Annotated in this window: 22 protein-coding genes, 1 tRNA gene and 1 pseudogene; 9 read left to right on the top strand and 15 right to left on the bottom strand. The window is 60.2% G+C overall.

Going from position 1 to position 23327, the window contains the following annotated elements; translation table 11 throughout:
• From VJ651_RS13720 to VJ651_RS13680, 9 genes and pseudogenes are all read right to left on the bottom strand, one after another.
• Nucleotides 1-159: pseudogene (locus VJ651_RS13720) on the bottom strand (phosphomannomutase/phosphoglucomutase); the annotation flags it as partial.
• 115 nt (nt 160-274) lie between these two features.
• Entirely contained in the window at nt 275-2530 is a 2256-nt protein-coding gene (locus tag VJ651_RS13715; RefSeq protein WP_324107985.1) for a polysaccharide biosynthesis tyrosine autokinase, read from the bottom strand.
• A gap of 138 nt (nt 2531-2668) precedes the next feature.
• Nucleotides 2669-3805 carry a polysaccharide biosynthesis/export family protein gene (locus VJ651_RS13710; protein WP_324107984.1) on the bottom strand — a complete coding sequence of 379 codons (1137 nt, stop codon included), beginning with the start codon at nt 3803-3805 and terminating at the stop codon, nt 2669-2671.
• Nucleotides 3806-4385: 580 nt separating this feature from the next.
• Nucleotides 4386-6884 carry an ABC transporter permease gene (locus tag VJ651_RS13705; RefSeq protein ID WP_324107983.1) on the bottom strand — a complete coding sequence of 833 codons (2499 nt, stop codon included), beginning with the start codon at nt 6882-6884 and terminating at the stop codon, nt 4386-4388.
• Nucleotides 6884-7468, bottom strand: a complete 585-nt coding sequence (locus VJ651_RS13700) for a DUF4126 domain-containing protein (protein ID WP_324107982.1) — start codon at nt 7466-7468, stop codon at nt 6884-6886. Before VJ651_RS13700 ends, VJ651_RS13705 begins: the two co-directional genes overlap by 1 nt.
• A complete protein-coding gene (locus tag VJ651_RS13695) occupies nt 7461-7823 on the bottom strand; it encodes a hypothetical protein (protein WP_324107981.1) in 363 nt (120 codons plus the stop codon). Before VJ651_RS13695 ends, VJ651_RS13700 begins: the two co-directional genes overlap by 8 nt.
• Before the next feature lie 54 nt (nt 7824-7877).
• A complete protein-coding gene (locus tag VJ651_RS13690) occupies nt 7878-8891 on the bottom strand; it encodes an adenosine deaminase (protein WP_324107980.1) in 1014 nt (337 codons plus the stop codon).
• Between the two features lie 175 nt (nt 8892-9066).
• Nucleotides 9067-9459, bottom strand: a complete 393-nt coding sequence (locus VJ651_RS13685) for a TraR/DksA family transcriptional regulator (RefSeq protein ID WP_324107979.1) — start codon at nt 9457-9459, stop codon at nt 9067-9069.
• Nucleotides 9460-9567: 108 nt separating this feature from the next.
• Nucleotides 9568-10584 (bottom strand): SDR family oxidoreductase, encoded by a 1017-nt coding sequence (locus VJ651_RS13680; protein ID WP_324107978.1) that lies wholly within the window; start codon nt 10582-10584, stop codon nt 9568-9570.
• Nucleotides 10585-10891: 307 nt separating this feature from the next.
• Here VJ651_RS13680 and VJ651_RS13675 point away from each other — a divergent pair, with 307 nt between their 5' ends.
• The 5 genes from VJ651_RS13675 (at nt 10892) to VJ651_RS13655 (ending at nt 14005) form a co-directional block, all read left to right on the top strand.
• Entirely contained in the window at nt 10892-11524 is a 633-nt protein-coding gene (locus VJ651_RS13675; protein ID WP_324107977.1) for a hypothetical protein, read from the top strand.
• 56 nt (nt 11525-11580) lie between these two features.
• Nucleotides 11581-11859, top strand: a complete 279-nt coding sequence (locus tag VJ651_RS13670; protein WP_324107976.1) for a hypothetical protein — start codon at nt 11581-11583, stop codon at nt 11857-11859.
• 172 nt (nt 11860-12031) lie between these two features.
• The gene (locus VJ651_RS13665) at nt 12032-13207 is read left to right on the top strand and encodes an HPP family protein (RefSeq protein ID WP_324107975.1); all 1176 of its coding nucleotides are present in this window, start codon (nt 12032-12034) and stop codon (nt 13205-13207) included.
• A gap of 121 nt (nt 13208-13328) precedes the next feature.
• A tRNA-Thr gene (locus tag VJ651_RS13660) sits at nt 13329-13404 on the top strand.
• A 373-nt stretch (nt 13405-13777) separates the two neighbouring features.
• Nucleotides 13778-14005 carry a hypothetical protein gene (locus VJ651_RS13655; RefSeq protein WP_324107974.1) on the top strand — a complete coding sequence of 76 codons (228 nt, stop codon included), beginning with the start codon at nt 13778-13780 and terminating at the stop codon, nt 14003-14005.
• Here the strand turns inward: VJ651_RS13655 and VJ651_RS13650 are convergent.
• Nucleotides 14002-14967: a formylglycine-generating enzyme family protein gene (locus tag VJ651_RS13650; RefSeq protein ID WP_324107988.1), complete on the bottom strand. Its 966-nt coding sequence runs from the start codon at nt 14965-14967 to the stop codon at nt 14002-14004. The two genes, VJ651_RS13655 and VJ651_RS13650, sit on opposite strands and share 4 nt — an antisense overlap.
• A 242-nt stretch (nt 14968-15209) precedes the next feature.
• Here VJ651_RS13650 and VJ651_RS13645 point away from each other — a divergent pair, with 242 nt between their 5' ends.
• Together VJ651_RS13645 and VJ651_RS13640 are read left to right on the top strand one after the other, a co-directional pair.
• A complete protein-coding gene (locus tag VJ651_RS13645) occupies nt 15210-15899 on the top strand; it encodes a DUF4197 domain-containing protein (protein WP_292934486.1) in 690 nt (229 codons plus the stop codon).
• Nucleotides 15900-16095: 196 nt separating this feature from the next.
• Complete coding sequence (locus tag VJ651_RS13640; RefSeq protein ID WP_324107973.1) at nt 16096-16293, top strand: DUF3079 domain-containing protein; 198 nt, start codon at nt 16096-16098, stop codon at nt 16291-16293.
• A 42-nt stretch (nt 16294-16335) separates the two neighbouring features.
• On the opposite strand, the gene VJ651_RS13635 is transcribed toward VJ651_RS13640, so the two are convergent.
• Nucleotides 16336-17184, bottom strand: a complete 849-nt coding sequence (locus VJ651_RS13635; protein ID WP_324107972.1) for a 3-hydroxybutyryl-CoA dehydrogenase — start codon at nt 17182-17184, stop codon at nt 16336-16338.
• Between the two features lie 187 nt (nt 17185-17371).
• Here VJ651_RS13635 and VJ651_RS13630 point away from each other — a divergent pair, with 187 nt between their 5' ends.
• The gene (locus VJ651_RS13630) at nt 17372-17722 is read left to right on the top strand and encodes a CzcE family metal-binding protein (RefSeq protein WP_324107971.1); all 351 of its coding nucleotides are present in this window, start codon (nt 17372-17374) and stop codon (nt 17720-17722) included.
• Between the two features lie 122 nt (nt 17723-17844).
• The gene (locus VJ651_RS13625) at nt 17845-18492 is read left to right on the top strand and encodes a SagB/ThcOx family dehydrogenase (protein ID WP_324107970.1); all 648 of its coding nucleotides are present in this window, start codon (nt 17845-17847) and stop codon (nt 18490-18492) included.
• A 43-nt stretch (nt 18493-18535) separates the two neighbouring features.
• Here VJ651_RS13625 and VJ651_RS13620 read toward each other — a convergent pair whose 3' ends face one another.
• From VJ651_RS13620 to VJ651_RS13605, 4 genes are all read right to left on the bottom strand, one after another.
• Nucleotides 18536-19378, bottom strand: a complete 843-nt coding sequence (locus VJ651_RS13620) for a universal stress protein (RefSeq protein WP_324107969.1) — start codon at nt 19376-19378, stop codon at nt 18536-18538.
• Between the two features lie 125 nt (nt 19379-19503).
• Nucleotides 19504-20520: a nitronate monooxygenase gene (locus tag VJ651_RS13615; protein WP_324107968.1), complete on the bottom strand. Its 1017-nt coding sequence runs from the start codon at nt 20518-20520 to the stop codon at nt 19504-19506.
• Nucleotides 20521-20696: 176 nt separating this feature from the next.
• Complete coding sequence (locus VJ651_RS13610) at nt 20697-22034, bottom strand: hypothetical protein (protein ID WP_324107967.1); 1338 nt, start codon at nt 22032-22034, stop codon at nt 20697-20699.
• 636 nt (nt 22035-22670) lie between these two features.
• Complete coding sequence (locus VJ651_RS13605) at nt 22671-23309, bottom strand: hypothetical protein (RefSeq protein WP_324107966.1); 639 nt, start codon at nt 23307-23309, stop codon at nt 22671-22673.
• Nucleotides 23310-23327 lie beyond the last annotated feature (18 nt).

Below are 23327 nucleotides of genomic sequence, written 5' to 3'. Positions count from 1 at the left end.
GCGGCCGTCACGGCCGATGACGACGGCTTGTTCGCCCTTGATGCGGGCGGCGGTGCCGAAGGCCTGGCCGATCTGGCGCGCGATGCCGATGTCCAGTGTCTTGCCCACGATGCCGCGGATATCGTATGCCTTGAAAATGCTTTGAGAGAGAGTCAACACGTTTTAGCGAACCAGATAGAGGAAGGGCGCCCCTGACACAACCGGAAAACGCCATGCGCGCATGCGCGGCACATCGGCACATCATCGGTACAATCAGCGCCGATGTGCGCCGGACTCACGACGCCTCGATCAAAGGCGTATTGTCCGAAGGCCGCTGTCCGTAAGCCGACCTGCCATAGGTATATCCGTAACCGTAGCGCCCCGGCCGAACCTTGAGGTCGTTGAACAAGACCCCTTTCGCCTCCAGCCCGGCCTGGCTCAGGCGCTTCATCGATTCACCGATCTCGCCCGGCGTGGTGACGCCGGCGCGCGTCATGATGTAGATCGCGCCCGCGTGCGAGCCGATGATCATCGTATCGGCAACCGCGAGAATCGGCGGCGCATCGATCAGCACGAGGTCATAACGCGTGGACAGCTCTTGCAGGAAGCTGCCGAAACTAGGACGCAGCAGCAGCTCGGACGGATGCTGGGGCAAGGTTCCGGTGGTGATGAAATCCATGTTTTCGATCACGCCGTGATGAATCACCTGGTCCAGATGCCGCGCGCCCGCGATGGCATCCGACAAGCCGTCATGGCGGCCAAAACCGAAGTACAGATGCAGCAAGCCGTTGCGCAGGTCGGCATCGATCAGCAATACCTTCTTGCCGGTGGCAGCCATGATGGCGCCAAGATTCGCCGAGACGAAGGACTTGCCCACGCCCGGCGTCGCCCCGGTGATCAGCACGATGTTGTTCTTGAACTGCGGCAGCGAGAATTGAAGCGCGGTGCGGAAGTTGCGCAAGCTCTCGACCGCGATGTCGCTCGAAGACACGTTGGCCAGGAGCGGCACCTTCTGCTGCTTGGCATTGACCTGCTGATACAACTCTTTCTGCTTCCGGCTGTGCGGGATGGTTGCATAGACGGGCACGCCCGCGATCTGCTCCATCTGCTCCGGCGAATCGACACCGCCGACCAGCGTCTTGCGGAAGAACGCAATCACCGCACCGATGAACAAGCCGGCCAATATCGAAATGGCGACGATCGCCGGGCGATTCGGCTTGATCGGCTTCTCGGGCAGCATCGGCATGTCGACCAGGCGCACATTGCTGACCTTGCCGACGGTGACCAGGCGCAGCTGCTGCGCCGTGTTCAACAGGGCGGTATACAAATCCGTATTGACCTTCACGTCTCGCTGCAGACGCAGCAGATTCTGTTCCATCGAAGGCAGCGACTTGATGTGTTCATTCATCGCGGCGATTTCGCCGTTGATTTCCTTCAGCTGGCTGTCGATGCCCTGCACAGCCGGATGCTCTTCCGTATAGCGCGACAGCAGTTCAATCTTCTTCTGCTGCAGATCCATTTTCTTGAGCTTCGCCGCAGCCGATTGCTGCAGGCTCAGTTTCGATTCCTCGTTCAGGTCGACCGTTCCATTGGCATTGCGAAAGGCGTTGTACTTGGCCTCGGCCTGTTCCAGCTGGGACTTGATCTCGGGCAGTTGCTTGTTCAGGTAGGCCAGCGACTTTTCCGCCTCCTCGGTCTTGCGGGCAGCATTCTGCTTCGCATACTCCTTGCCAACTTCCGTCAGGACCGCGTTGATCATTTGCGGATTCGAGCCTTGCAGGTTGACGCCGATCACGCCGGACTGCTTGCCACCCAGCTCATCCACCTTCATGCTCTTTTGAATGCCCTCGATGGTGGCCAGGCGCGATGCGCGCGACATCAGGAACTGCGCACCGGGATTGCCGTCGAGACGATCGATACGTACTTCGATGGTGCCTTTCGGCAGTTCGAATATCGCTGTCTCGCCGACCTTGGCCTTGAGATCGATGCCCTGCTCTTCCTGCGTCAGGCGGTACACGCCATTTCCCTCCGCCGTCACCACGAATTCGCGATTGAGCAGCTCTTCAGGTACATTGAAGGTTGCCACATCGATCTTTTCCGCGCCCCATGCATAGCCACCATAACCGAGCAGTCCGGGTGTCGACAGTTTCTTGTTCTTTTTCGCTATCCACGAGCCGATGCCCGGGAAGTAACGCGGCCCGGCGTTGATATAAAGCCGCAGGTTGTCGATGGCGCGCGACACCACCAGCCGCGAGCGGATCAGCTCCATCTCGGCCAGCGCCGAGGTCTTCACGTCGAACATCGACGACAGGTCGCCGAGGATGTTCTTCGATTCCTTCTGCCCTTCTTCCTCGACGTGAATCAGCATGTTGGCTTGGTAAACCGGTGTCGCGGTGAACGCGTAGGCCGCGCCCAGCAAAGCCAGTACGAGCGTGATGGTGGCAATCATCCAGCGGCTTTCCCACAGGACGTCGATGTAGCTTGCCAGCTCGATGTCGTTTTCTTCCTGGCGGATGGGCCCGGCGAGCCTCGGTATGGATTGATTCATCATAGGTTTATCAGCTTGTTGTTAGTACGGACATGAACGACGCGAATCAAGACAATGACTGCAAATGCCGCCTTGGTCGGCCAGTGCCGCCCGCAAGAACTTTCCTGCGGCGGCCATGGCAACACAGTCAGAGCGAGGCCATTATTTGTTTGTCGCCGGCGTGACTGCGCCGACTGCCGATGACAGTGCACCCGGCAGAAGCAGACTGATTGCGCGATGCCAGTTCGCCAGTGGCGTTGCCGCGACAAAGACCACATCCTTCGGGTTGAGCTCGAAGCCCTCTGCCATCGCCAGCGCACCGGGCGAGCGTCCATCGAGTTGATAGACCACCTGTTCGGCACCGGATTTGCGCACCACATAAATCTGGCTGCCGTCACCACTGGTCGGGTTGATGCCGCCGGATTCGCCCAGCGCCTCATTCAATGTCAGGCGCCCGTTATGCATGGGCAGCGCGCGCGGACTGACCACTTCGCCCGAGACGAACACCTTGCTTTCGTCGCGCGAACGGACGCGCACGACATCGCCGTTGGTGAGCATGATGCTGCCCGGATTGACTCCGCGTTGAACCAGCTGCGGCAGGTTGATGTAGTAGTTGGTGCCATCCCGGTTCACGACGACCTGGCTCTGGTCGCCGGTCGGCAGCACGCCGCCCGCGCGATTGATCGCCTCGACCAGTGTCATCGGGATATCGTTGATCGCCTGCAGGCCCGGATTCTTCACTTCGCCGTCGACATAAACCCGCTTGCTGCGATAGGCCTGCACCCGCAGCGTGACCCGCGGCTGCTTCAGATAGCGCGACAGCTTGCTGGCAAGAAGATTGCGGGCCTGATCCTGCGTGAGACCAGCGACTTTCAGGGGACCTGCATACGGAAACTGGATCATGCCCTCATGGTCGACCATGAAACCGGCAGGCGGCGCGGTCGTCGCCGCGGTAGATGCGTCGGAGCCCGTACCTACGCCGCCGCCTGTGGAGATCGTCGCGGAGTTGGAGAGCTCAGGATGATCCCAGACCACGATCGACAGAACATCGCCGTTGTCGATGGTATAGGGCTTCGGTTTGGCCAGCAGCTTGCTGATGTCCTGGGTGGCCTGCTTTTCGCGCAATTCGCGCTCTGCCTTGACGAGATGGGGGGTAATCTGCCTCAGAACGGGATTCACGTTTTCGTCGCCGCTCGCACTGTCCGCGCTTGAAGAATTCAGTCCGGACGACTGGCTGTAATGCATGCCCGGAGACACCGATGTGCAGCCCGCGGCGATCCACGGCAGCAGCGCAACCATGCTCCATTTTTTGAGAGAAGCTTTAGAACAGAAGTGCATTTGATTACCCCACATGATTTGCACGAACTTGCCAAGACGGTTACCGGCGTGTGCTGTGTTTAAGTTAAGGATGCCTGGATCGGATAGGCGCCCGGAGCGGCGCAGTGGCGCTCGCGAGCGTGGCAACGACGATAGCGGGCATGTTTCCGGAGACATGATTCCCGCCGCGCGATGAGACGGAAGCGTGGGCCGCTCCATCTTTTTCGTTGCCGTTCGACCATTGGCGACTTATCTGATGTACAACTCTACGTATCCCCTTAGTGACTGTTTTGACGTGTATCAACGCAAAACAAGATATGAAATTCAGGTGTATCAAAGCGTTACAGCATGCTTGAACACAGCGAACAAAGAGCGTGTGCGAGCGTAATGCACGACCCGTACAGCCGGCATGTTGCGCGCACTCAGGAATCGCACTGACTCAAGATAGCCGGGAAAGGAGGGAGAGGCATTGTGCAAAAGCACGCAATGACTTGAGCAACATTAAGAAGTCGCGAAACTGGCAGATCGGAACCGATCTGCGAAGCGGTTTTTCAACCGCGTGTCAGATACCGCGCAGGGTCTGCAAGGGCGGGTGATTCAGCACGTTGCGCAATCCGGCCCAGCCGCCGATGAATGCGCACAGGGCGCCACTCGTCAGGCCGGCGATCCACACCACAGGGCTGAATGTCCATTCGAAATTGAACACATAGCGCGCCAGCGTCCAGCCGACGGCGGCCGCGCCACTTGCTGCGAGCACGCCGGACAGGCCGCCGATCAGTGCAAACTCGATCCACTGCGATTGCGAAAGCTGGCGGCGTGTGGCGCCGAGCGCGCGCAGCAGGCCGGATTCTCGAATGCGTTCATCCTGCGACCCGACCAATGCCGCATACAGCACCAGCACACCCGACGCCAGCGTGAACAGGAACAGGAATTCGACGGCTGCAATGACTTGATCGAGCACGTCCTGCACCTGTCTGATCATGCTGCCCACATCGACCACGGTCAGGTTCGGAAACTCGCGCATCAAATCATTCACGAGGGAGGCCTTTTCCATCGGCAAATGAAACGCCGTGATCCAGGTCTGCGGCATGTTCTCGACGAGGGCGGGGTTGAGGATCACGAAGAAATTGACGCGCATCGAACCCCAGTCGAGCTTGCGCAAACTGGTGATGGTCGCCTCCACCTGCTGGCCCGCGATGTCGAAGCGCAGCTTGTCGCCCAGCTTCAGCTTCAGCGTTTTCGCCAGGCCCTCTTCCACCGACGCTTCCGGCTTGCTGTTGTCATACCAGCGTCCGGCGACGATGCGGTTCTGCGGCGGGATATCGCGCATGGTGGACACATTGAATTCACGATCGACCAGACGCCGTGCGCGATCGTCCACGTAGGTTTCATTGGTAATGGGCTGATCGTTCACCTGGATCAGGCGTCCGCGTATCATCGGATACAACTGCGCCTTGCCGATGCCGTTGGCGGTGAGCCGCTTTTCGAAGTCCGCTTTCTGCTCAGGCTGGATATTGATCACGAAACGATTCGGCGCATCCGGCGGCGTGGAATTCCGCCATGCGTCCACCAGTTCGCCGCGTATCACCGTCAGCAGCAAGAGTGCCATCAGACCAAGCGCGAGCGCCACAATCTGCACCACGGTCGCGCCTTGACGCCGCTGCAAGGCCGTCAAGGCAAAGCGCCATGCCGGATGATTGATGCCCATGCGCAGCACGCGCAAGGATCGCAGGCTCAGCCAACCGGCAAGCGCGAATACCGCGAATCCCGCGAGAAAGCCCGCGGCTGTCAACAGACCGAGTTTCGGATTCCCCGATTGCCACAACAGCAGCCCGATAAAAGCGAACAGCCCCAGCCCGTAGGTGGCCAGTGTGGCGGGTTGCGGCGCGTCCTGCTCGCGCCGGATGACGCGGTTGTGCGGCACGTTGCGCAATTGCAGGATCGGCGGGATCGCAAAGCCGATGAGCAGCAGCAGTCCTGTTGCCATGCTTTGCAGTGCCGGCAGAAACGTCGCCGGGGGCAAGTCGCTTGTCACCAGCTTGCCAAGCCCTTCGAGCAGCACGAAATGCGCCGCGAAGCCCACCGCTGCGCCAAGCAGGCTGCCGGCCAGTCCGACGGCGAAGAACTCGATCAGATACATCGCCGTCACCTGGTTTTGGGTCAGGCCGAGGCAGCGCAGCATCGCGCAGGCGTCGAGATGACGCAGCATGAAGCGGCGCGCGGCCATCGCAACAGCGACTGCGGCCAGCATGGCGGACAACAGTCCGACCAGCGAGAGAAATTCTTCGGCGCGGTCCAACGTTGCCCGCATTTCGGGGCGGCCGGATTCCAGCGATTCGATGCGCACGCCCTTGACGTTGTCGCGCTCGATCCGGCCTTGCAGCCAGCGCTGGAAACGCGCGACCGCGCCCGGCTCGCCAGCCACCAGCAGGCGATAGGTGACGCGCGAACCGTTCTGGATCAGCCGGGTCGCCGGGAGATCGGACAAGGGCAGCATCACGCGCGGGGCGAAGTTCATGAATCCTGCGCCGCGATCCGGTTCCATCGCGATCACTTGTGCGATACGGAATTGCTTGTCGCCCAGCTTCAGCATTTCTCCCGTCTTCACGTCCAGTGCGGACAACACGCCGGGATCGACCCATACCGTGCCTTCTTCCGGAATAGCCCGTGTTGCGCGCTCGCCACCATCGGACGTTGCGAGTTTCAGCGCACCACGCAGCGGATAGCCGGCGGACACGGCCTTGACCGCCGCCAGTTGGGATACCGCCTTGTCGCCCTCGCCGGCTGTCGCCATGCTCGGGAAGGTGACGTTTTCAGCCAGCGTGAATCCGCGCCGAAGCGCTTCCGCATGCCACGCGCGATCGATCGGCTGGTCGGCGTTGACAACGAGGTCGGCCCCGAGCAACTGGTGCGCATCGCGATTCAGCCCGGCACGCATGCGATCGATGAAGAACCCGACCGAAGCCAGCGATGCCACGGCCACGATCAGGGCCACCAGAAGAAAGCGCAATTCGCCGGCGCGCCAGTCGCGCCGCGTCATGCGCAGGGACTGGATCAGCATCAGGTGCTCAGCCTTCTGAAAAGCCAGCGCAAGCCGCGCCAGACCTTGGGCAGCAGCCACATTGCGATGAGAAAGAATGCAATGAGGAAAATGAACAAGACCACCGGATGGAAGAAGGCCGCCCACAAGCCGCCAAGCACGGCAAGGTCTTCGGTGAAGGATGCCGCCCAGTTGCTGAACGGCTCGGGCGAGGTGTTGATCAGGGCGCGGCTGCCGGCCTTGGTGACGTGCGCGCCGGCAGCGAAGGTGCCGCCGAGAAGAGCGGCGATGGTCGACCATTCCGTTCCCATCTGCCCCAGCGCGGCCGCGCCGAGCACCGCGCCGGCCGGCACCCGGATGACGGTGTGGATCGCATCCCACGCGGAGTCGATGCCGGGTATCTTGTCCGCCAGGAATTCCACGATCAGCAGCGCGCCGGTTACCGCCATCACCCACGGCGACTCCAGGACCTGCAAGGCGGGCGGCAACTCGATCCAGCCCGATCTGCCGAACCAGCCGGCGATGAACAGGGTCATGTACAGGCGGATGCCGCTGGCCCACGACAAGCCGCCGGCCAGGGCCGCGGCGGAGAGTGTTTCAGTCATGTTGGTCCTCCTCCGGCCCGCGCTCGAACCTACGCTTCAGGTTGCGTGATTCCGGAATAGAGGGGGAGCGCGCCGCGAGCATGAAAGTTCCTGCCGCGATCAGCATGATCGGTATGATGAAGCGCCACGACAGCCCGTGATACAGGCGAAAGAACGACAGCAGCCCGGCCAGGATCAGCATCGGCCCGGCGACGATCGACGATTTCGTCACGCCATCCAGTACCAGAATCGCCACACCCGCGCCGGCCAGGCCGAGGATCCACAGCCAATGCACATCCGGCAGCCAGTCCAGGCTGTAGAGCAGCCAAGTGAGGCCAAGGACAATCAGCGTCACCGGCCAGATCGAATCTTTCATCATCTTCCCTTGGCATCCCTGCTCAGCGCAGATGTCATGGCAGCCGGGCGAGGTTCAACGGTCGAAAAAAGCATCCACCTGTTCCAGGTATTTCTGTTTCGTTGCGCCATCCAGGAAGGACGCCGCGAAGCTGTTGCGCGCAAGACGGTAGGCGTGGCTCTTTTCCAGAGGCAAGGCGTCGAACATTTGCACGAAATTGTCGTTCACGTAGCCGCCGAAATACGCCGGATCGTCGGAATTGACCGTCACCGTCAGTCCGGCGTCGAGCAGTTTCAGCAAATTGTGATCGGCGGTCTTGTCGAACACGCGCAGTTTGATGTTGGACAGCGGGCAGACGGTCAGCGGCACCTTGTCGCGCGCCAGCCGTTGCGTCAATGCCTCGTCCTCCAGGCAGCGCACGCCGTGGTCGATGCGTTCGACTTTCAGGAGATCGAGCGCGGTGCGGATGTACTCCGGCGGTCCTTCCTCGCCCGCATGCGCGACCAGATGCAGGCCGAGCTCCTTGCAGCGTGCGAATACCCGTGCGAACTTTTCCGGCGGATGGCCGCGTTCGGAAGAATCGAGGCCGACGCCGATGAACTTGTCGCGATGCGGCATGGCCTGCTCCAGCGTCGCGAACGCCTCCTCTTCCGAGAGATGACGCAGGAAACACATGATCAGGGCACCGCTCATGCCCCACTGGTCATGCGCGTCCTGCAATGCGCGATGGATCCCGTTGATCACGGTGGCGAAGGGCACGCCACGCTCCGTGTGCGTTTGCGGATCGAAGAACATTTCCGTGTGCAGCACATGATCGGCATGGGCGCGTTGCAGATAAGCCCAGGTCATGTCGTAAAAGTCCTGCTCGGCCAGCAGCACGCTTGCGCCCGCGTAGTAAATGTCGAGGAATGACTGCAGATCGGTGAAGGCATAAGCGCGGCGCAAGGCTTCCACGGAAGGGTAATTGAGCTTCACGCGGTTGCGTTCGGCCAGCGCAAAGATCAGCTCCGGCTCAAGCGAGCCCTCGATGTGCATATGCAGCTCGGCCTTGGGCATCTGCTGCAGCAGCGAACGAAGTGCGGCATCCATGTTTTTTTCCCCTTTCTTGTGCAGTGACTTTGCTGCGATTGTACGGCCAAGAAGGGACATTTGTGTAAATCGGACCGTTGCGGCAGGTCCATGGAGCGCGCTTTTTTATGCTGGAGCGATTCGCGTCATCGGCCGCGTCCGGCGAAGCTGAAGTTTTCTCCCGTCATTACATGGATTACATGGTCGTGCCGCGCATCGAATCGATGTGCGTCTTTTCATAGACCTCCTGGCAGGGCGCGCAGCGCTCCGCAGTCGGCTGCACCTTCAGCCGCTCGAAGGGAATTTCCGTCTCACACGAAACACAATCGCCGTAAACGCCGTTCTCCATGCGGGCACGCGCGGCTTCGATGGCGCGCAACTCGGTCAGGTCGCGCGTCACGGCGGCATTGCCAAGGTCCACCGCCAGATTGGCAAAGGAGGAGTCGCCCGGATCCGGCGCTTCGGTCGCCACTTCGAGGAACTCATCCTTTTCGTCGACTTCGCGATGCAGTTCGGCACGCAGTGCCTGTTCACGTTCGTCCAGCATCTGTTTTAACTGAGCGAGTTGCTTGTCGGTCAGGTCTGCCATGGTGATTTTTCCTCGTTAAGGGTCAACATAAGGGTCAATATATGCGTCAAGAAAGCGCGCTGTCGGCACGATGGCCGCATGTGCGGCTGTCACGACCGGAACAAGCATTCAGAGGGCCGGCCTTTGACGCAGGCGCCATAAGGCCATCAGGGCAATTCCCGCCCCCAGAAAAAGCGACATCGCGGTTTTCGGGTGGGTCGCCGCCTTGGTATACAGGCTGGACTCGAGTACGCCGCCTCGATACCCCGGCCGCTCCAGCAGGTCCGGCCCGGGCCCGTAAAGACTGTGCTGGGCGCGATTGCGTGCGGGCATGCGGGATTTTTGCTGCGCGTAAAGAAATCTCCGCATGTAGCGGTCCAGCATCCGCGGCGCGTAATACGCCGTGGACGAAATCAGCTTCGCCGCGGCGCCGACAAAGATATCGCGCTCAACGTGCTCGGCGGCATGCAGGATTGCATTCGCCACCACCTCCGGTGCGTACACCGGCGGCGGCAGGCGCGGCTCGGCTTCCAGATAATTCTTCGCGTGCTCGACGAACATGGTGTCTACCGCGGACGGCTTGATCAGCGTGACCGCAACCGGCGCTTGTTCCGCCTCCAGCTCGATGCGCAGCGAGTCCGTAAAACCCTTGACCGCATGCTTGGAGGCCGAATAGATGCCCTGCAGCGGCAGCGCGCAATCGGAGACTTCGCTGCCCAGGTTGATCAGTGCCCCGCCCCGCTGCTTCAGGTGTTCTGCCGCGATCAGCGAACCATAGACCACGCCCCAGAAATTGGTCTGGAACAGCCGGTGCTGATCCTCCACGGAAACATCTTCATTGCGCCCGAAAATCGCCACGCCGGCGTTGTTCACCCAGGTGTCAAAACCGCCGAAGCGCTGAATGGCGGCCTGCGCTACCTTGCGCACATCCTCCTCGATGCCGACATCGGCGACGACGTAAATCGCTTCACTTCCCTTTTTCGACAGTTCAAAGGTCAACTGCTTGAGCGCATCCTCATTGCGCGCCACGAGGACGAGCTTCGCGCCGCGTTCCGCAGCCTGGCGCGCGGTGGTCAAGCCGATGCCGCTGGTCGAACCGGTGATGACGATAATCTGGTCCGAGACTTTCTTGAGGCGAATCTTCATCTGGAAGCTCCTTTCCATGATTCCTCTCAGCGAAAAGCATGCCTGCTCCCGAAACGGCGTTGCCAAGCGGTACAGGCCGTGAGAAAGCAGTGTTCGATCTGAAATTTTTACCCGCCAGGTGCACGTTTTTTGCACAGCACGGGATTTGGCTTTTCGCTTCGTGTGCTTGACAAGCGCGCCGGACAATTCAATCCTGAACATGCGCACGCACGATTCACAATACACCCGCCGGGACAAAACAGAAACAGAAACCGAAGCGAGCACTTATGCATCAGAATAGGCCTGTTCCCCTATTCCAAGGCAAGTCATGCCAACGATCAATATCGAATTCAGCGACGAGGAATACCGCGTTCTGTCGGACGAATACAAAAAAATGTGCATCGAGTGGCTGCGTGCCAATGCCGCCTCCACGCCGCCGCCTTTCGAGCAATGGCTTTCTACTCACCTGATGGCCGGCGCGGACAGCGTGGCACCGGCTGATCGCGATGTCGCGGAACTGCGCATCTTCAACGCCATCGAAAAGCTGATCATCAGTTTGCAGACGCATGGTTTCAGCCTGGCGCATCTGGGACGGTACGGCAGTTCCCCGGCCGAATCGGCTGCCGCACTGGCCCAGGCAATTTCCAGAGATCTTGCCCTGGCGCATCCGCGCGCGAAACGGATACAGGAACTGGTGGAATATTATTCAAAGAGCCCGAAGGAAATTGCCGACCTTGCGCATGTCGTCATGACCAACCGCGCTTATGGCGCCTTGCACGAGGCCTATCGCAAGCTGGTGGAACGTACGGAAACGGCATTGGACCATCTCGACGAGGAAAAGGCACTCGGCCGCGTCGAAGGCGCCATGGCGATCCTGGTCAGCCTGCAAGTGATCAGCCGCCACGCGGCCAAGGAGCAAACCGAGGCATTCAAGGCCGCTTTGCGCGACCGGAAAAAATAGCGAACCCGAAGTCGGCGATCGCAGCCATTGCGATCCAGAACAATACGAGGCGTACGATGAGCTATCCCACAAATCAATTCGGCGTACCGCAATACCCCGACCACGACGCGCGTCGCCTCTTCGTCCTCCTTTCCGCCATCGACCTGCTCGAACGCCCGACCGTTTCGGCCATTGCCGATCTGACCAGCCATGACAAGGAAACCGTGGACGCCGATGTCCAGCGCCTGCGCGAACAATTCGGCGTGGTCCTGCACAAGGTCGGCGACATTTACCGCATCGAGTCCTGGGGCGACGTTCTCAAGAGCGACGGCGTCAAGCACTATCTGAAGGCCTAAAGCAGCGATTTTGCGGTGATTTTGCAGCGATACTGCAGCAACTTCGGCTTACCGCTCAAACAGCATTTACCCCTTGGAACCCTTTCAAACAAGAAAGGAAAGATCGGTGTAAACTGCCCAGCTTTTTGCCTGTCTGGCAAGATCGGCAAGGGTTCCCACGGAGTAACAAGAATTGAGAAAGGTTTTACACCGGCTTCGCGCCTATTTGCCCAGTCCGATAGCAACCAATGGCGCGGAGCGCCTGCGCGCCTGCTGCGGCGCCATGATCGGCATTGTCATCACCGGCGCAATGAGCCGACTGGTCCTCGGGCCGGGTGCGGCGCTTGCGCTGGCCGCACCGATCGGCGCTTCCGCCGTCCTGCTGTTTGCATTGCCAGCCAGTCCGCTGGCGCAACCCTGGTCCATCGTCGGCGGCAATATCGTCTCCGCGATCATTGGTGTGGCTTGCGCCCGCGTGCTCGATGACCCCTTGATGGCCGGCGCCCTCGCCATGCCGCTGGCGATCGCCGCCATGTTTGCCCTGCGCTGCCTGCACCCTCCCGGAGGCGCCATCGCCATGAGCGCGGTGATTGGCGGGCCGGCGATCCGGGCCGCGGGCTTCGATTTCGTGCTCGCGCCCGTAGGACTCAACTCGTTCTTGCTGCTGCTGGTTGCGCTCATTTTCAACAACGCCACACGCCATCGCTATCCGCATCTCGCGCACCCCGATCACAGCAACACGCACGGCACAAAGGACGCCCTGCCCCGCGACCGCCTCGGCTTTACGCCTGCCGATCTGGACGACGTGCTCAAGCAATACAACGAGGTGCTGGACATCAGCCGCGACGACCTGGAGTCGCTGTTCCTGCAGACCGAGATGCATGCCTATCGCCGCCGCTTCGGCGAGATCACCTGCGCCGACATCATGTCGCGCGACGTGGTTACGGTGGAGTTCGGCACCGAACTCGAAGAAGCCTGGTCGCTGCTGCGCAAGCACAAGATCAAGGCGCTGCCGGTGGTCGACCGCTCGCGCCGCCTGATCGGCATCGTGACCTTTGTCGATTTCATGAAAAACGCCAATCTCGACGTCTACCGGGGCTTCGACGACAAATTGCGCCGTTTCATCCGGCGTACCACGCACACGCATTCGAACAAGCCGGAAGTAGTCGGGCAGATCATGACGCGCACGCCGCGTACCGCGCGCAGCGACATGCACATCGTCGACCTGGTGCCCTTGCTGTCGGATATCGGACTGCACCATATCCCGATCATCGACCGCGAACGGCGGCTTGCCGGCATGGTGACCCAGTCCGACCTGATTGCCGCGCTGTATCGCGGCCGACTGTCCGACACGGCCGAAGCCGCATAGGCACCTTCCTGTTCGCCGCCTGTGCCGCCGAATAGCGGGCCTGGCACGACAAAAGCTTATTCAGGCTCAATATTCATGCCGGGGAAGCAAGTACGATGAGTTCCATTCCGCACGGTAAAGCGCCGGCTTAGCTCATTCGGCAGAGCAGTTGATTTGTAATCATCAGGTGGGAGGTTCGAATCCTTCAGCCGGCACCATCATTAAGAGCCTATCCCAGTAGGAAACAGTCCCGCGCCGCTACCCATTGGGGCACATGGCGGTGTTGCGAGTCCCTTGCGTGGATCACCACGCGGCCGGCCTCGCGCCTTGCCTTGTGCCCCAATGGGTAGCGGCCCTCCGGGTTGGGGGCAAAAACGCACGCCAGCGGTGTTGCTCCTCTTTGCATAGATCACTATGCCGCATCCTCGCGCCTTGCCGGCGCACCTTTTTGCCCCCAACGCGGAGCTGTTTCCTACTGGGATAGGCTCTAAGGGCCTGTCTTGCGACAGGCCCTTTTTCATTGGTGCAAATACCGGTCGAACCGTAAGGCTTCTTTGGCATCTAACAACAAGTTCTTACAAGGAGCGCATCATGAAACGGAAGACCAAACCCTTACCGGGTGCGGCGAACCGCGGAATTCAACAGAAATCCGCCTACACCGTGCACAGCCCGTTTATCGGCAATCCCTACGCCGGCAAACCGCTCGACGGCAGCCAGTACGTCGATGTCGTGGAGGAGCAGGAATACGCAGATCGCCGTCCAACGCCGGAAGAACAGAAGCCCCGCTTCGCCTTCAAGGAGGAGCCGAAGTCGGATTAATCCGCGTCGCGCACCAGACGCATGCCGACCAGGGTATAGCGCGTCTGCGGCGTATTCCAGTTGCGATACGAGGATCGTGCATAGAAAGACCAGGTGTGCCACGATCCTCCGCGCCGTACCCGCACCGAGCCCGACTCCGGTCCCTGCGGATCATTTACCGGCGAACGGACGTAATAGTCGTCGGCATGCCAGTCCGCGCACCACTCCCAGGCGTTGCCGAGCATGTCGTACAGGCCGAAGGCGTTCGGCGCGAAGCTGCCTACCGGCGCAGTGAATTCGAATCCGTCATGTCCCGCCAGCGCAAAGGCGTCCCACTTGGGCCAGTCTTTCTTCGTGTCGGCGTCGAAGGTATTGGCGATCCTGACCAGCGACTGCGGGTCATCTCCGCTGTAGTAGCGCGTGCGCGTCCCAGCGCGTGCCGCATATTCCCATTCCGCTTCCGTCGGCAAGCGATAGTGCCTCCCTTCCCGCTCGCTCAACCACTTCGCCATGGCCGTCGCGTCGTTCCAGGTCACGTTCACCACAGGATGATCGTCTCCTTGCGCAAAGCCGGGATTGCTCCATGAATATTTCGGATTGCGCCCCTCGAAGGCATCGCCGCGCTCGGACTTGGCCGGATCGTACTCGCGGTTGTAGCCATAGCCGCCGGTACCATCGGCCACCGACTCCGGCTTGTAACCCGACTCCTGCAAAAAGCGCCTGAACTGGCCGACCGTCACCTCGTACTGGCCCATGTAAAACGCTTTGGTGATGCGCACTCTGTGCACCGGCGCTTCGTCGGCCAGAAGCAGGAAGCGCTGCGGGTCGTATTGCGGATAATCCCTGGAAAGCGCGGCCGGCGACTCATCGCTGCCCATCATGAATTCGCCGGCCGGAATCAGGACAAACTTCATGTCCAGCGAATTCCTGATCGCTTCCTGCGGCGTCGAGGACGGCGCACCCGCGCCTGCGGAAGAAGCCATCAGAAACGCAAACAGGAAGACCGTCGACCGTATATGCATGGCAGATCCGCGAGAGATTGGATTGGGCAGGCGGCACAAAAAGGCCGCGACGAGACACGGATTTATCTTAGCATTTCCTTGCTTGCGGGAATGAATCGGCGAAGTGAACAAGCATGTGTGCAACAGCATTACCATTAGCGAAATCCCTCCTCGCGACCTAGACTGTTGATAAACAATTATCAACAGTGAACAGAGGAGTGGTCATGTCAATGTTTCCTCTCGCAAAGTCATTGCTGATCAGCTTGTGTTTGTGCGCGTCCGGCGCGATGGCAGTATCCCTGGATGATTTGTCCAATCAGGATGCCACCAGCGGCTTGAAGGCGGCACTCGAAAAAGGTGCTGTTTCGGCAGTCGGCAAACTCGGCGTCCCGAATGGTTTCCTCAACAATGAAAAGGTCAAGATCCAGCTGCCGCCGATCCTGGAGAAGGCGCGTCCGGTCATGAAAATGACGGGGCGCGGCGAACAGCTCGATGAACTGGTGGTCGCGATGAACCACGCCGCCGAAGCGGCCGTGCCGATGGCCAAACCCCTGCTGCTCGATGCCATCCATTCGATGTCAGTGGCCGACGCCAAACAGATACTGACGGGCGGCGATACCTCGGTCACCGACTTCTTCCGCGCCAAGACCTCGGCACCGCTCACGCAAAAGTTTTTGCCAATTGTGAAGAAGATCACGGATCGTGCCGATCTCTCCGCCAAGTACAACGGGGCGATGAGCCAGGTCTCCAAACTCGGCGTGGCGCGGCAACAAGCGACCGTGGAAGATTATGTGACGCAGCGCGCGCTCGACGGCCTGTATACGATGATCGCCGAGGAAGAAAAAGCGATTCGCCGTGATCCGATCGGAACCGGCAGCAAGATCATCAGCAAGGTGTTCGGCGCGCTGCACTGAGCTCAGGATTCGCGCCCCGGCATTAGGAGATGCCGGCCATCGCATCTCGGCGGCAGCAGCTCGCCCAAAAAGATACATTCAATATGAATCTTATGGTAAAGTATGCTCCATCACGCATCGCGATGCAGGACAGCTTCATTCCGCGACTGATGCCAAGACATTCGGCCAGCCGCACTCTCTGTAGCAGGCACCCGACATGGCAAAGAAATTTCCCGTCAACCCGAAACATCCCGAGCGCATCTGCTGGGGCTGCGACAAGTTCTGCCCGGTCGGTTCGCTGGCGTGCGGGAACGGTTCGGAACGCACCCAGCATCCGGTCGAATTGTTCGGAGAGGACTGGCAAGAATGGGGCCTCGACGCGGAAGAACAAGCGGCCGAGCAGTTCGGAGAATAAGCGCCATCCCCCGTTGTCCCACCCGGCCGGGAATGCAGCCGATCAGTACCGATAGAAACCGCGCTTGGTCTTTCTGCCGAGGAAACCGGCATCGACCATTTCCTTCAGCAGTGGCGCGGGGCGGTACTTCGGATCGTTGAAATCGCGATAGAACACTTCCATCACCGCCAGGCAGGTATCGAGGCCGATGAGGTCGGCCAGCGCCAGCGGCCCGATCGGATGATTCGCACCCAGCTTCATGCCGGCATCGATTTCCTCGGCACTGGCAATCCCTTCCTGCAGCACGAACACCGCCTCATTGATCATCGGCACGAGGATGCGGTTGACCACGAAACCCGGAGAATTCTTCACAAGGATCGGCGTCTTGCCGGTCTTCTTGGCGAGCTCCTCGGTCACGGCAACCGTCTCGTCGCCGGTTTGAATACCTCGAATGACTTCCACCAGCGCCATCACCGGCACCGGATTGAAGAAGTGCATCCCGACAAATTGTTGCGGACGCGACATGGCCGCCGCCAGCTTGGTAATCGAAATCGAGGAGGTATTGGTCGCGATGATGGTCCCGGGCTTGGCCAGTGCATCGATTTCCTTCAGGATGCGCAGCTTGAGCTCCAGGTTTTCCGTCGCCGCCTCGATGATGAAATCGGCCTTGGCAAGCTGACTCAGCTCGGTGGTGCCGCTGATCCGCCCGAGCGCCGCGTCCTTCTCTTCGGCAGTCATCTTTGCCTTGCTCACCGCGCGTTCGAGCAGCGACGAAATACCCGTGACACCACGTTGCACGGCCGCGTCGTTGATGTCGCGCATGATGACGTTCATGCCCGCCAATGCGCATACCTGCGCGATGCCGCTTCCCATTTGTCCAGCGCCGACGATACCTATCGTTTGAATGCCCATGATGTTCCCTTTGATTGGATGAAATGCGTTGTACTGAAAATGCGCATCCCCGGATAACGGAGAGGATTCGGCAGCATTTTACATTCTGCGCCATTCCCGGAATACGCAATGCGCCGCAGCATCATGCGCGACGAACCGAAATCGCGTGCCGGTGTCGAAATCAGGTGGTCAATCGAAGGGGATACGCATGAAGCGACTATTCACCTGCGCAACAATGCTTTTCCTGTCCGCATGCGCGCACAAGAGCCCGGAACAAATGACGGCACTCTTTGGCGATCCCGCGCCGTTGACGGCTGCCACACAAACCATCACGATCCAACCCGGCACCAGATGGGTCAATGTCACCGGCGGCGACACCGTCAAATTCGTCGCGGGAGACAAGGCGTTTGCCTGGACCTTCGACGTGGCGCGCACCGTCAACTCCTTTGACCTGAGCCGCGTGGCGCCACCGGGCGTGCTGGACCATCCGGTGACGGCCTATGTCGCGCCCGACCCTCGGTACTTCGGCGCGGACGGTTTCGACGGCGGCGCGAAGTAAGCGAAGCGCATGTCTGCGGGAACACCGCCGTACTTTCAACATTGAGCACGGTCAACATGCCGGTACGGCACCGGAATAGCCTTGATCCATGCGTGCAATCCCGCATCGAGCAAAGGATAGTGATGACGACCATGACCAAACTGGCACTCGGAATGATGGGCAAGCTGCGACCCAGGCCTGCACTCGGAGAATCGTCAGCCTCCATTGCGCTGCCGCCGCCAGTGAAACATGGCGGCCTCCCGTTGATGGAAGCGCTTGCGGAGCGCCGGTCATCGCGTGAATTCGCACGAGATGCGCTGACCCCGCCCCTGCTTTCCGGACTGCTTTGGGCAGCCTATGGCGTGAACCGGCCGGATGGCTTCCGCACCGCACCTTCCGCGCTGAACGCCCAGGAGATCGACGTGTTCGTGGCCCTTCCCGGCGGCGCATATCGATACGACCCCACGGCGCATGCCTTGCAGTTGGTGTCGGGAACCGACGTGCGGCGGGTGACCGGATATCAGGATTTCGTGGATGAGGCGCCGCTGGACCTGGTGTATGTTGCCGACCATCGACGGATGAGCATGGTGCCGGCAAGCCAACGCGAGGCCTATGCCTATGCGGCATGCGGCGCGATTGCGCAGAACGTGTACCTGTTCGCGGCCAGCAATGGCCTGGCAACGGTGATCCGCGCCTGGATCGATCGGTCGGCAATGGCCGACGCGCTTGGCTTGACGCACGATCAACAGGTGTTGTTATCACAGACCGTCGGTTATCCCCGCGGCACGTAATGAGGGATCGGGCGCTCTGCACCGCTGCTTGGCCAGCGCCGCGTCAGTGCGCCATGAGAACGGGACAGGTCATGGACCGGAACACGGTTGCGGTCACGCCGCCAAGCACGATTTCGCGAAAGCGCGAATGCCCGTAGCCGCCCATCACCAGCAAATCGGCGCCGAAGCGCGCGGCCTGCGCCAACAGCGCTTCACCGATGTCGATCTGTTCGCCAGTACGTATCATGGCGACCTCCAGCCTGATGCCGTGCCGCGCGAGATAGAGCGCCATATCCGCTCCCGGCTCTTGCCCGTGCGCGCCCTCCCCGATCTTCGGATCGATCACGTTCAATAGCACTTGGCCTGCGTTGCGCAGAAAGGGCATGGCGCCAGAGATCGCGCGCGATGCTTCCGTGCTGCCATCCCATGCCACAACGCAGCGCGTGCCAATCGTCTCTGGACGCGTGGAATTCGGACAGATCACCATCGGCCTTCCCGCATTGACCAGAACATATTCCGGAAGATTGCGCGGCTCGTCGAGCGGATCGTCCGGATCGACTTGCCCGACAATCAGCAAGTCGCTGTAGCGCCCCTGAAGGCAGAGCGCCATGCCCGGGTCGGCTTCGATAATGCGCTTTTCGGTCGAGCCGACGCCGTTGCTGCGCGCGATGCTCTCGAATACGTCGAGATCGGCCGCCGCCTTCTCACGAACACACTCAAGGTAAGCGCTCAGTACAGATGCGGCTTCGCTGCCGACGCAATTCATGTAAGGAGATTCGTCCATCAATGTCGACGCTACCCCGACAAGATGCGCGCCGGTACTCGCCGCGAGTTGCGCCGCCATGCGAACGCGATCAGGCATATGGCGCGAGGAATTGATGTGAACGACAAACGTTGCGCGATCCATTTCATTCTCCGCAGAGCCTTGAGAAAGTTCGGCCCTATATGCAAGATGCTATGACTGCGGCTGGCGAATTCGGGTGATCCAGGTCAATATGTCGATTGTTGTCCTCAAAAGAAAATGTTTGGGACTCAAGGCAAGGTCTGCGCCGGACCGGTTTCACCGAATCGGGAAACGATCACGCCGCCGTGACGGACAAGACGATCAGCCGCTTCGTCCACCATTCGTTCAACGATCACGGCCGCCGGTTCAATGACATGGATCAGACCCGCAGCCTCGCCGAACCAGACGGCCGTGTTGTCCGGGTCGCCTTCCGCAAAGGCCTGCCGGTAACGAGGCCCCTCCACCGCGACGTTCTTTTCCAGCAATTCTTCACGGCCGTGCCAGCGCTCGGTGAATGCGTTGCGACGGATACGCGCGGTGAATCCCTGTGGCCAGGGAATCTGGCGCGCGATGTCCGGGATCCGCGTGCGCAGGGTGCCGTCCCCGTCCGTATCGACAATGGCTTGATGGTGGCGTTCGCCCACCAGGGCTTCCCTGGTCGCCCAAAAACGCGTTCCGGCCAGGACGCCATCCGCACCGAGCATGACGGCGGCAGCCAGTCCGCGCCCATCCGCAATGCCGCCTGCGGCAAGCAGGCAGGTATCCGGCGCATGCTGCGCAAGGTAATCGGCGGCTTCCGGAACGAAGCTCAATGCGCCTCGAAGCGATCCATGACCACCTGCTTCCGCGGCTTGCGCCACGACGATGTCGACACCGACATCGACCGCGTCCATCACATGCTCCATGTTCTGGCACTGGCAGATCAGGGCCGCGCCCGCATCCCGAATTTCATCGACAAAGGGACGCGGATCGCCAAAGGACAGCATGACCGCCGCCGGCCGGTGTTTCAGCACATCGGTCAGCAAGGAAGGCGATTTGCGTAGCGACCACGTAATGAATCCGACGCCGACCCGCTGGCCCGCGGCGGCGGCAAACTGATCCTCCAGCCAGGCCGGATCTCCGTATCCACCGCCGATCAGACCGAGCCCCCCGGCGCTGCTGACGGCGGCAGCGAGTGTGCCGCCCGCTGCAAAGGCCATTGGCGCGGAGACGATCGGATGCTGAATGTTCAGCGCACGTGTCAATCTGTTCGAGAGCTTTGCCATTGATCTTTCCTTGGTCAAGTTGAATGAGGCATGCTGAAAACCGCCCTGTCGAATTATCGGGAAGCTTGCTTGCCCGGTCATCATTTTGACAAGAAACGGGATGTCGCGCTGAGGACCGGCTTACCGCGCTGCGCGGTGCGTTCAGCAGGTTTGTGATCCTCAACGCTGCATCGCCGCTACAAGGACTTCAGGTATTCAACCAGGTCGCGCTTGTCCTGGTCGCTGAGAGCGAGTTGTTTGGTCGTGTTGTAGTGCTCGACCACATCCATCAGGGTGGCGAAGCGCCCATCGTGATAGAAGCCCGGCTTCTGGTGCGTCCACAAGCCGGCAAGCGGCGCGGTTCGATATTTTTGCGTGGGCGAACGTTCCGACTGGAAGGAGTCGATGCCGATTTCGCTCGGTGCGTGGAGGTTGTCGCCGGGCTCGGTATAGAGCGGCGGAACATGGCAGGATGCGCACTGCCCCCTTCCTGTGAAGACCGTCTTGCCGCGCTCGGCCGCCGCCGCATCAAAACTTCCCTGTGGCGGTTTCGGCGCAGCAAGCGAGAGCTGATAGGCGTGCAAGGCGGGCAGTTTCGCGGTGACGAGATCCGGCGTCTTTCGCACTTCGCCGGTTCCCGCTCTCGCTGCGACCGGATAGCGCGTCGGGTCGTTCAGGCGTTTGTCGATGAAGGTGCCGGAACCATGCATCTCGGTCACGGCGACATACGCGTTCCAGTACGGCACGGAACCCATTCCTGTCCAGGTATGCAGGTTGACCCCGGCCAGCCCGAATGCCGGCGGAATCACCGTACCGGCCTGTCCGCCATCCGGCCGAAACGCCTTGCCATCCTTGTCGAGCAGCGCATCGAAGCGCCCCGGCCCCCAGCTCGCCAGCACTTTCCTGAGCGTTGCCTCGTCGACGCCAAGCAGCTCCATATACGGGGTGAGGTTGGGCGCAAGCGAAATGATCTGGCCAATGTTCAGATCCCGATTGGCCCAGCCGTCCAGGCGCTTGCCAATGCCGGCCGTCAACGAGTCATCGACTGTCGAATGGCAAAACGCGCATTGCACACCCATCGACCGCAGATTGCCGCTGGAATCGAACAAGCCCTTTACTCCGACGACCGCGTCCAGCCGCAGCAAGGCAACGGTATTGGCGGGGTCGTCGAGATTGACCTGGCCGCCCCGGATCTTTTCCTTCAGGTCTTCCGGCAAGGCATCCGCGTCGACCTTCAGGCCGACTGCGAGCGCCGTCCTGGGACTGACACCTGGTCCTACGCCGCCATTCTTTTCTCCTGCCAAGGCTTGATGCAGCCGCAAGGTATCGCCCCAGAAGGCTTCGTCGCCGAAGGTGTCAAACCGGAATATCTGCCGACCGTCCGCAAGCTGTTTCGTGCCGTTGTCGCCACCGGCTTGACGCGTCGGGCCGGCGGTCGAAGCATTGTTCGCTGCGGCATTGATCGACAGGACGCCGACCATTCCCACGGCGCCGGCAAACAGCGTGGCCAAAGAAATTGTCAGTACTCGTTCCATCACGAATCTCCATTCTCTCGAAGACTCCCTGATGCTGGTATGGAATCGCTCCGGTTGCGCCGACCGGGAACATGGCGTCCGACTCTGGACAAGACATTGGATGAAGTCGGGCGCGCTTGCGTTCCGGCGTTGGCGCGATCAGCAGGCGACGTTCTTCACATCGCCGTGCGGAATGCCGGCGACCTCATCCTGAGCGGCGTCTCCGTCAGCGAGATCGACGCATCGGATCAACAAGGAAATTTCTGAAGCGACAGGCGACAGGTACTGCCTGAAGCGCAGCGACATCAAAAGCCGGAATAGCTCGCGAGCAGAATAGCGATGCCTGTCACAGCGACTGAGGCTAGAGTGGCACGAAGTGCAATGTCGGCGAGGTCACGGAATAGCATGGCGATGCGAATGGGGCAGAAACGGAAGGAAGTGGTGCGTCAACGAAACAATAGCAGCACGGATTTGCTCCGTAAACTGATCTTGCGTGTCTGTCTGCGGATTGCAACACGCGAGGATGTAGGCCGCTTCCGATGGAGAGAATTGGTCTGGCGATGCCGGCCGCTGACAGGACCAACAGGATTGGCCCCGCCAAATCCGCCGGCTGCGCTTTACTGTCAAAACAGTCAATTCCTCGCCGTTGAAAAAAGCTTATTTCCTCGCTCTAAAAACGTAGTACGAGTCAACCATCACACCCAGGCACGTAGAGTCAGGTAGTCTGAAATGGTTGAAGGACACTGCAAAGGTCCCGCCTCCGTAGGTGCTGCTCGCGTATTCAAGGAACTCGCTGCAGCCGGGAATGCTGACAAGGAAATAGGTATATGTTCCGAGGTCATCCAGTGCCAGCATCTGACTGGCGGGCACTTTCTGATTAAAGGCGTTCAACTCTTCCTGCGTGGCGATCGCATAAGATCTGCCGAGCCCGGTCAGCAAGAGATTGTAAAAGCTGATGGTCCTCTCCGGGATCGTAGTGAACGTACCTGGGTTGATTGCAACCTTGAATGAAAACGCTTGCGTGTCGACGAATGTCGCCTTTGGATTCGTGCTTGATACCGCTGTTGTTGTCGGCTGCATCGACACGGTATCCGCTCCTGAAGGCGTGTCCTTGCCACCTCCGCCGCAAGCGCAGAGGAAAATAGAGATCATCACGATCGACAGCGGCCGCTTCAGGTTTGTGCTCAAGAGTGTCAAGTGGTTTAAATTTTGCCAGCGTAAAACGCTAATGATATGGACAGTTTTCAGTCCTGCAACATTTATTGATTGACTGTAGAAGCCATTCTTTCCAGACATGGCCGCAGTGGTCCGGCA

This window comes from Noviherbaspirillum sp. (genome assembly GCF_035254865.1).
GTDB lineage: Bacteria > Pseudomonadota > Gammaproteobacteria > Burkholderiales > Burkholderiaceae_D > Noviherbaspirillum.
Note: the sequence above shows the minus strand (reverse complement) of the source record. Positions and strands in the feature narration are given on the sequence as shown.

Coding starts and splice junctions, on each gene's coding strand:
- VJ651_RS13705 (WP_324107983.1), bottom strand. CDS start 6,884: ATGCTGATCCAGTCCCTGCGCATGACGCGGCGCGACTGGCGCGCCGGC.
- VJ651_RS13675 (WP_324107977.1), top strand. CDS start 10,892: ATGCCAACGATCAATATCGAATTCAGCGACGAGGAATACCGCGTTCTG.
- VJ651_RS13645 (WP_292934486.1), top strand. CDS start 15,210: ATGTCAATGTTTCCTCTCGCAAAGTCATTGCTGATCAGCTTGTGTTTG.
- VJ651_RS13620 (WP_324107969.1), bottom strand. CDS start 19,378: ATGGATCGCGCAACGTTTGTCGTTCACATCAATTCCTCGCGCCATATG.
- VJ651_RS13715 (WP_324107985.1), bottom strand. CDS start 2,530: ATGATGAATCAATCCATACCGAGGCTCGCCGGGCCCATCCGCCAGGAA.
- VJ651_RS13605 (WP_324107966.1), bottom strand. CDS start 23,309: ATGTCTGGAAAGAATGGCTTCTACAGTCAATCAATAAATGTTGCAGGA.
- VJ651_RS13650 (WP_324107988.1), bottom strand. CDS start 14,967: ATGGCTTCTTCCGCAGGCGCGGGTGCGCCGTCCTCGACGCCGCAGGAA.
- VJ651_RS13685 (WP_324107979.1), bottom strand. CDS start 9,459: ATGGCAGACCTGACCGACAAGCAACTCGCTCAGTTAAAACAGATGCTG.
- VJ651_RS13630 (WP_324107971.1), top strand. CDS start 17,372: ATGAAGCGACTATTCACCTGCGCAACAATGCTTTTCCTGTCCGCATGC.
- VJ651_RS13655 (WP_324107974.1), top strand. CDS start 13,778: ATGAAACGGAAGACCAAACCCTTACCGGGTGCGGCGAACCGCGGAATT.
- VJ651_RS13640 (WP_324107973.1), top strand. CDS start 16,096: ATGGCAAAGAAATTTCCCGTCAACCCGAAACATCCCGAGCGCATCTGC.
- VJ651_RS13700 (WP_324107982.1), bottom strand. CDS start 7,468: ATGACTGAAACACTCTCCGCCGCGGCCCTGGCCGGCGGCTTGTCGTGG.
- VJ651_RS13690 (WP_324107980.1), bottom strand. CDS start 8,891: ATGGATGCCGCACTTCGTTCGCTGCTGCAGCAGATGCCCAAGGCCGAG.
- VJ651_RS13710 (WP_324107984.1), bottom strand. CDS start 3,805: ATGGTTGCGCTGCTGCCGTGGATCGCCGCGGGCTGCACATCGGTGTCT.
- VJ651_RS13680 (WP_324107978.1), bottom strand. CDS start 10,584: ATGAAGATTCGCCTCAAGAAAGTCTCGGACCAGATTATCGTCATCACC.
- VJ651_RS13670 (WP_324107976.1), top strand. CDS start 11,581: ATGAGCTATCCCACAAATCAATTCGGCGTACCGCAATACCCCGACCAC.
- VJ651_RS13625 (WP_324107970.1), top strand. CDS start 17,845: ATGACGACCATGACCAAACTGGCACTCGGAATGATGGGCAAGCTGCGA.
- VJ651_RS13695 (WP_324107981.1), bottom strand. CDS start 7,823: ATGAAAGATTCGATCTGGCCGGTGACGCTGATTGTCCTTGGCCTCACT.
- VJ651_RS13615 (WP_324107968.1), bottom strand. CDS start 20,520: ATGGCAAAGCTCTCGAACAGATTGACACGTGCGCTGAACATTCAGCAT.
- VJ651_RS13635 (WP_324107972.1), bottom strand. CDS start 17,184: ATGGGCATTCAAACGATAGGTATCGTCGGCGCTGGACAAATGGGAAGC.
- VJ651_RS13610 (WP_324107967.1), bottom strand. CDS start 22,034: ATGGAACGAGTACTGACAATTTCTTTGGCCACGCTGTTTGCCGGCGCC.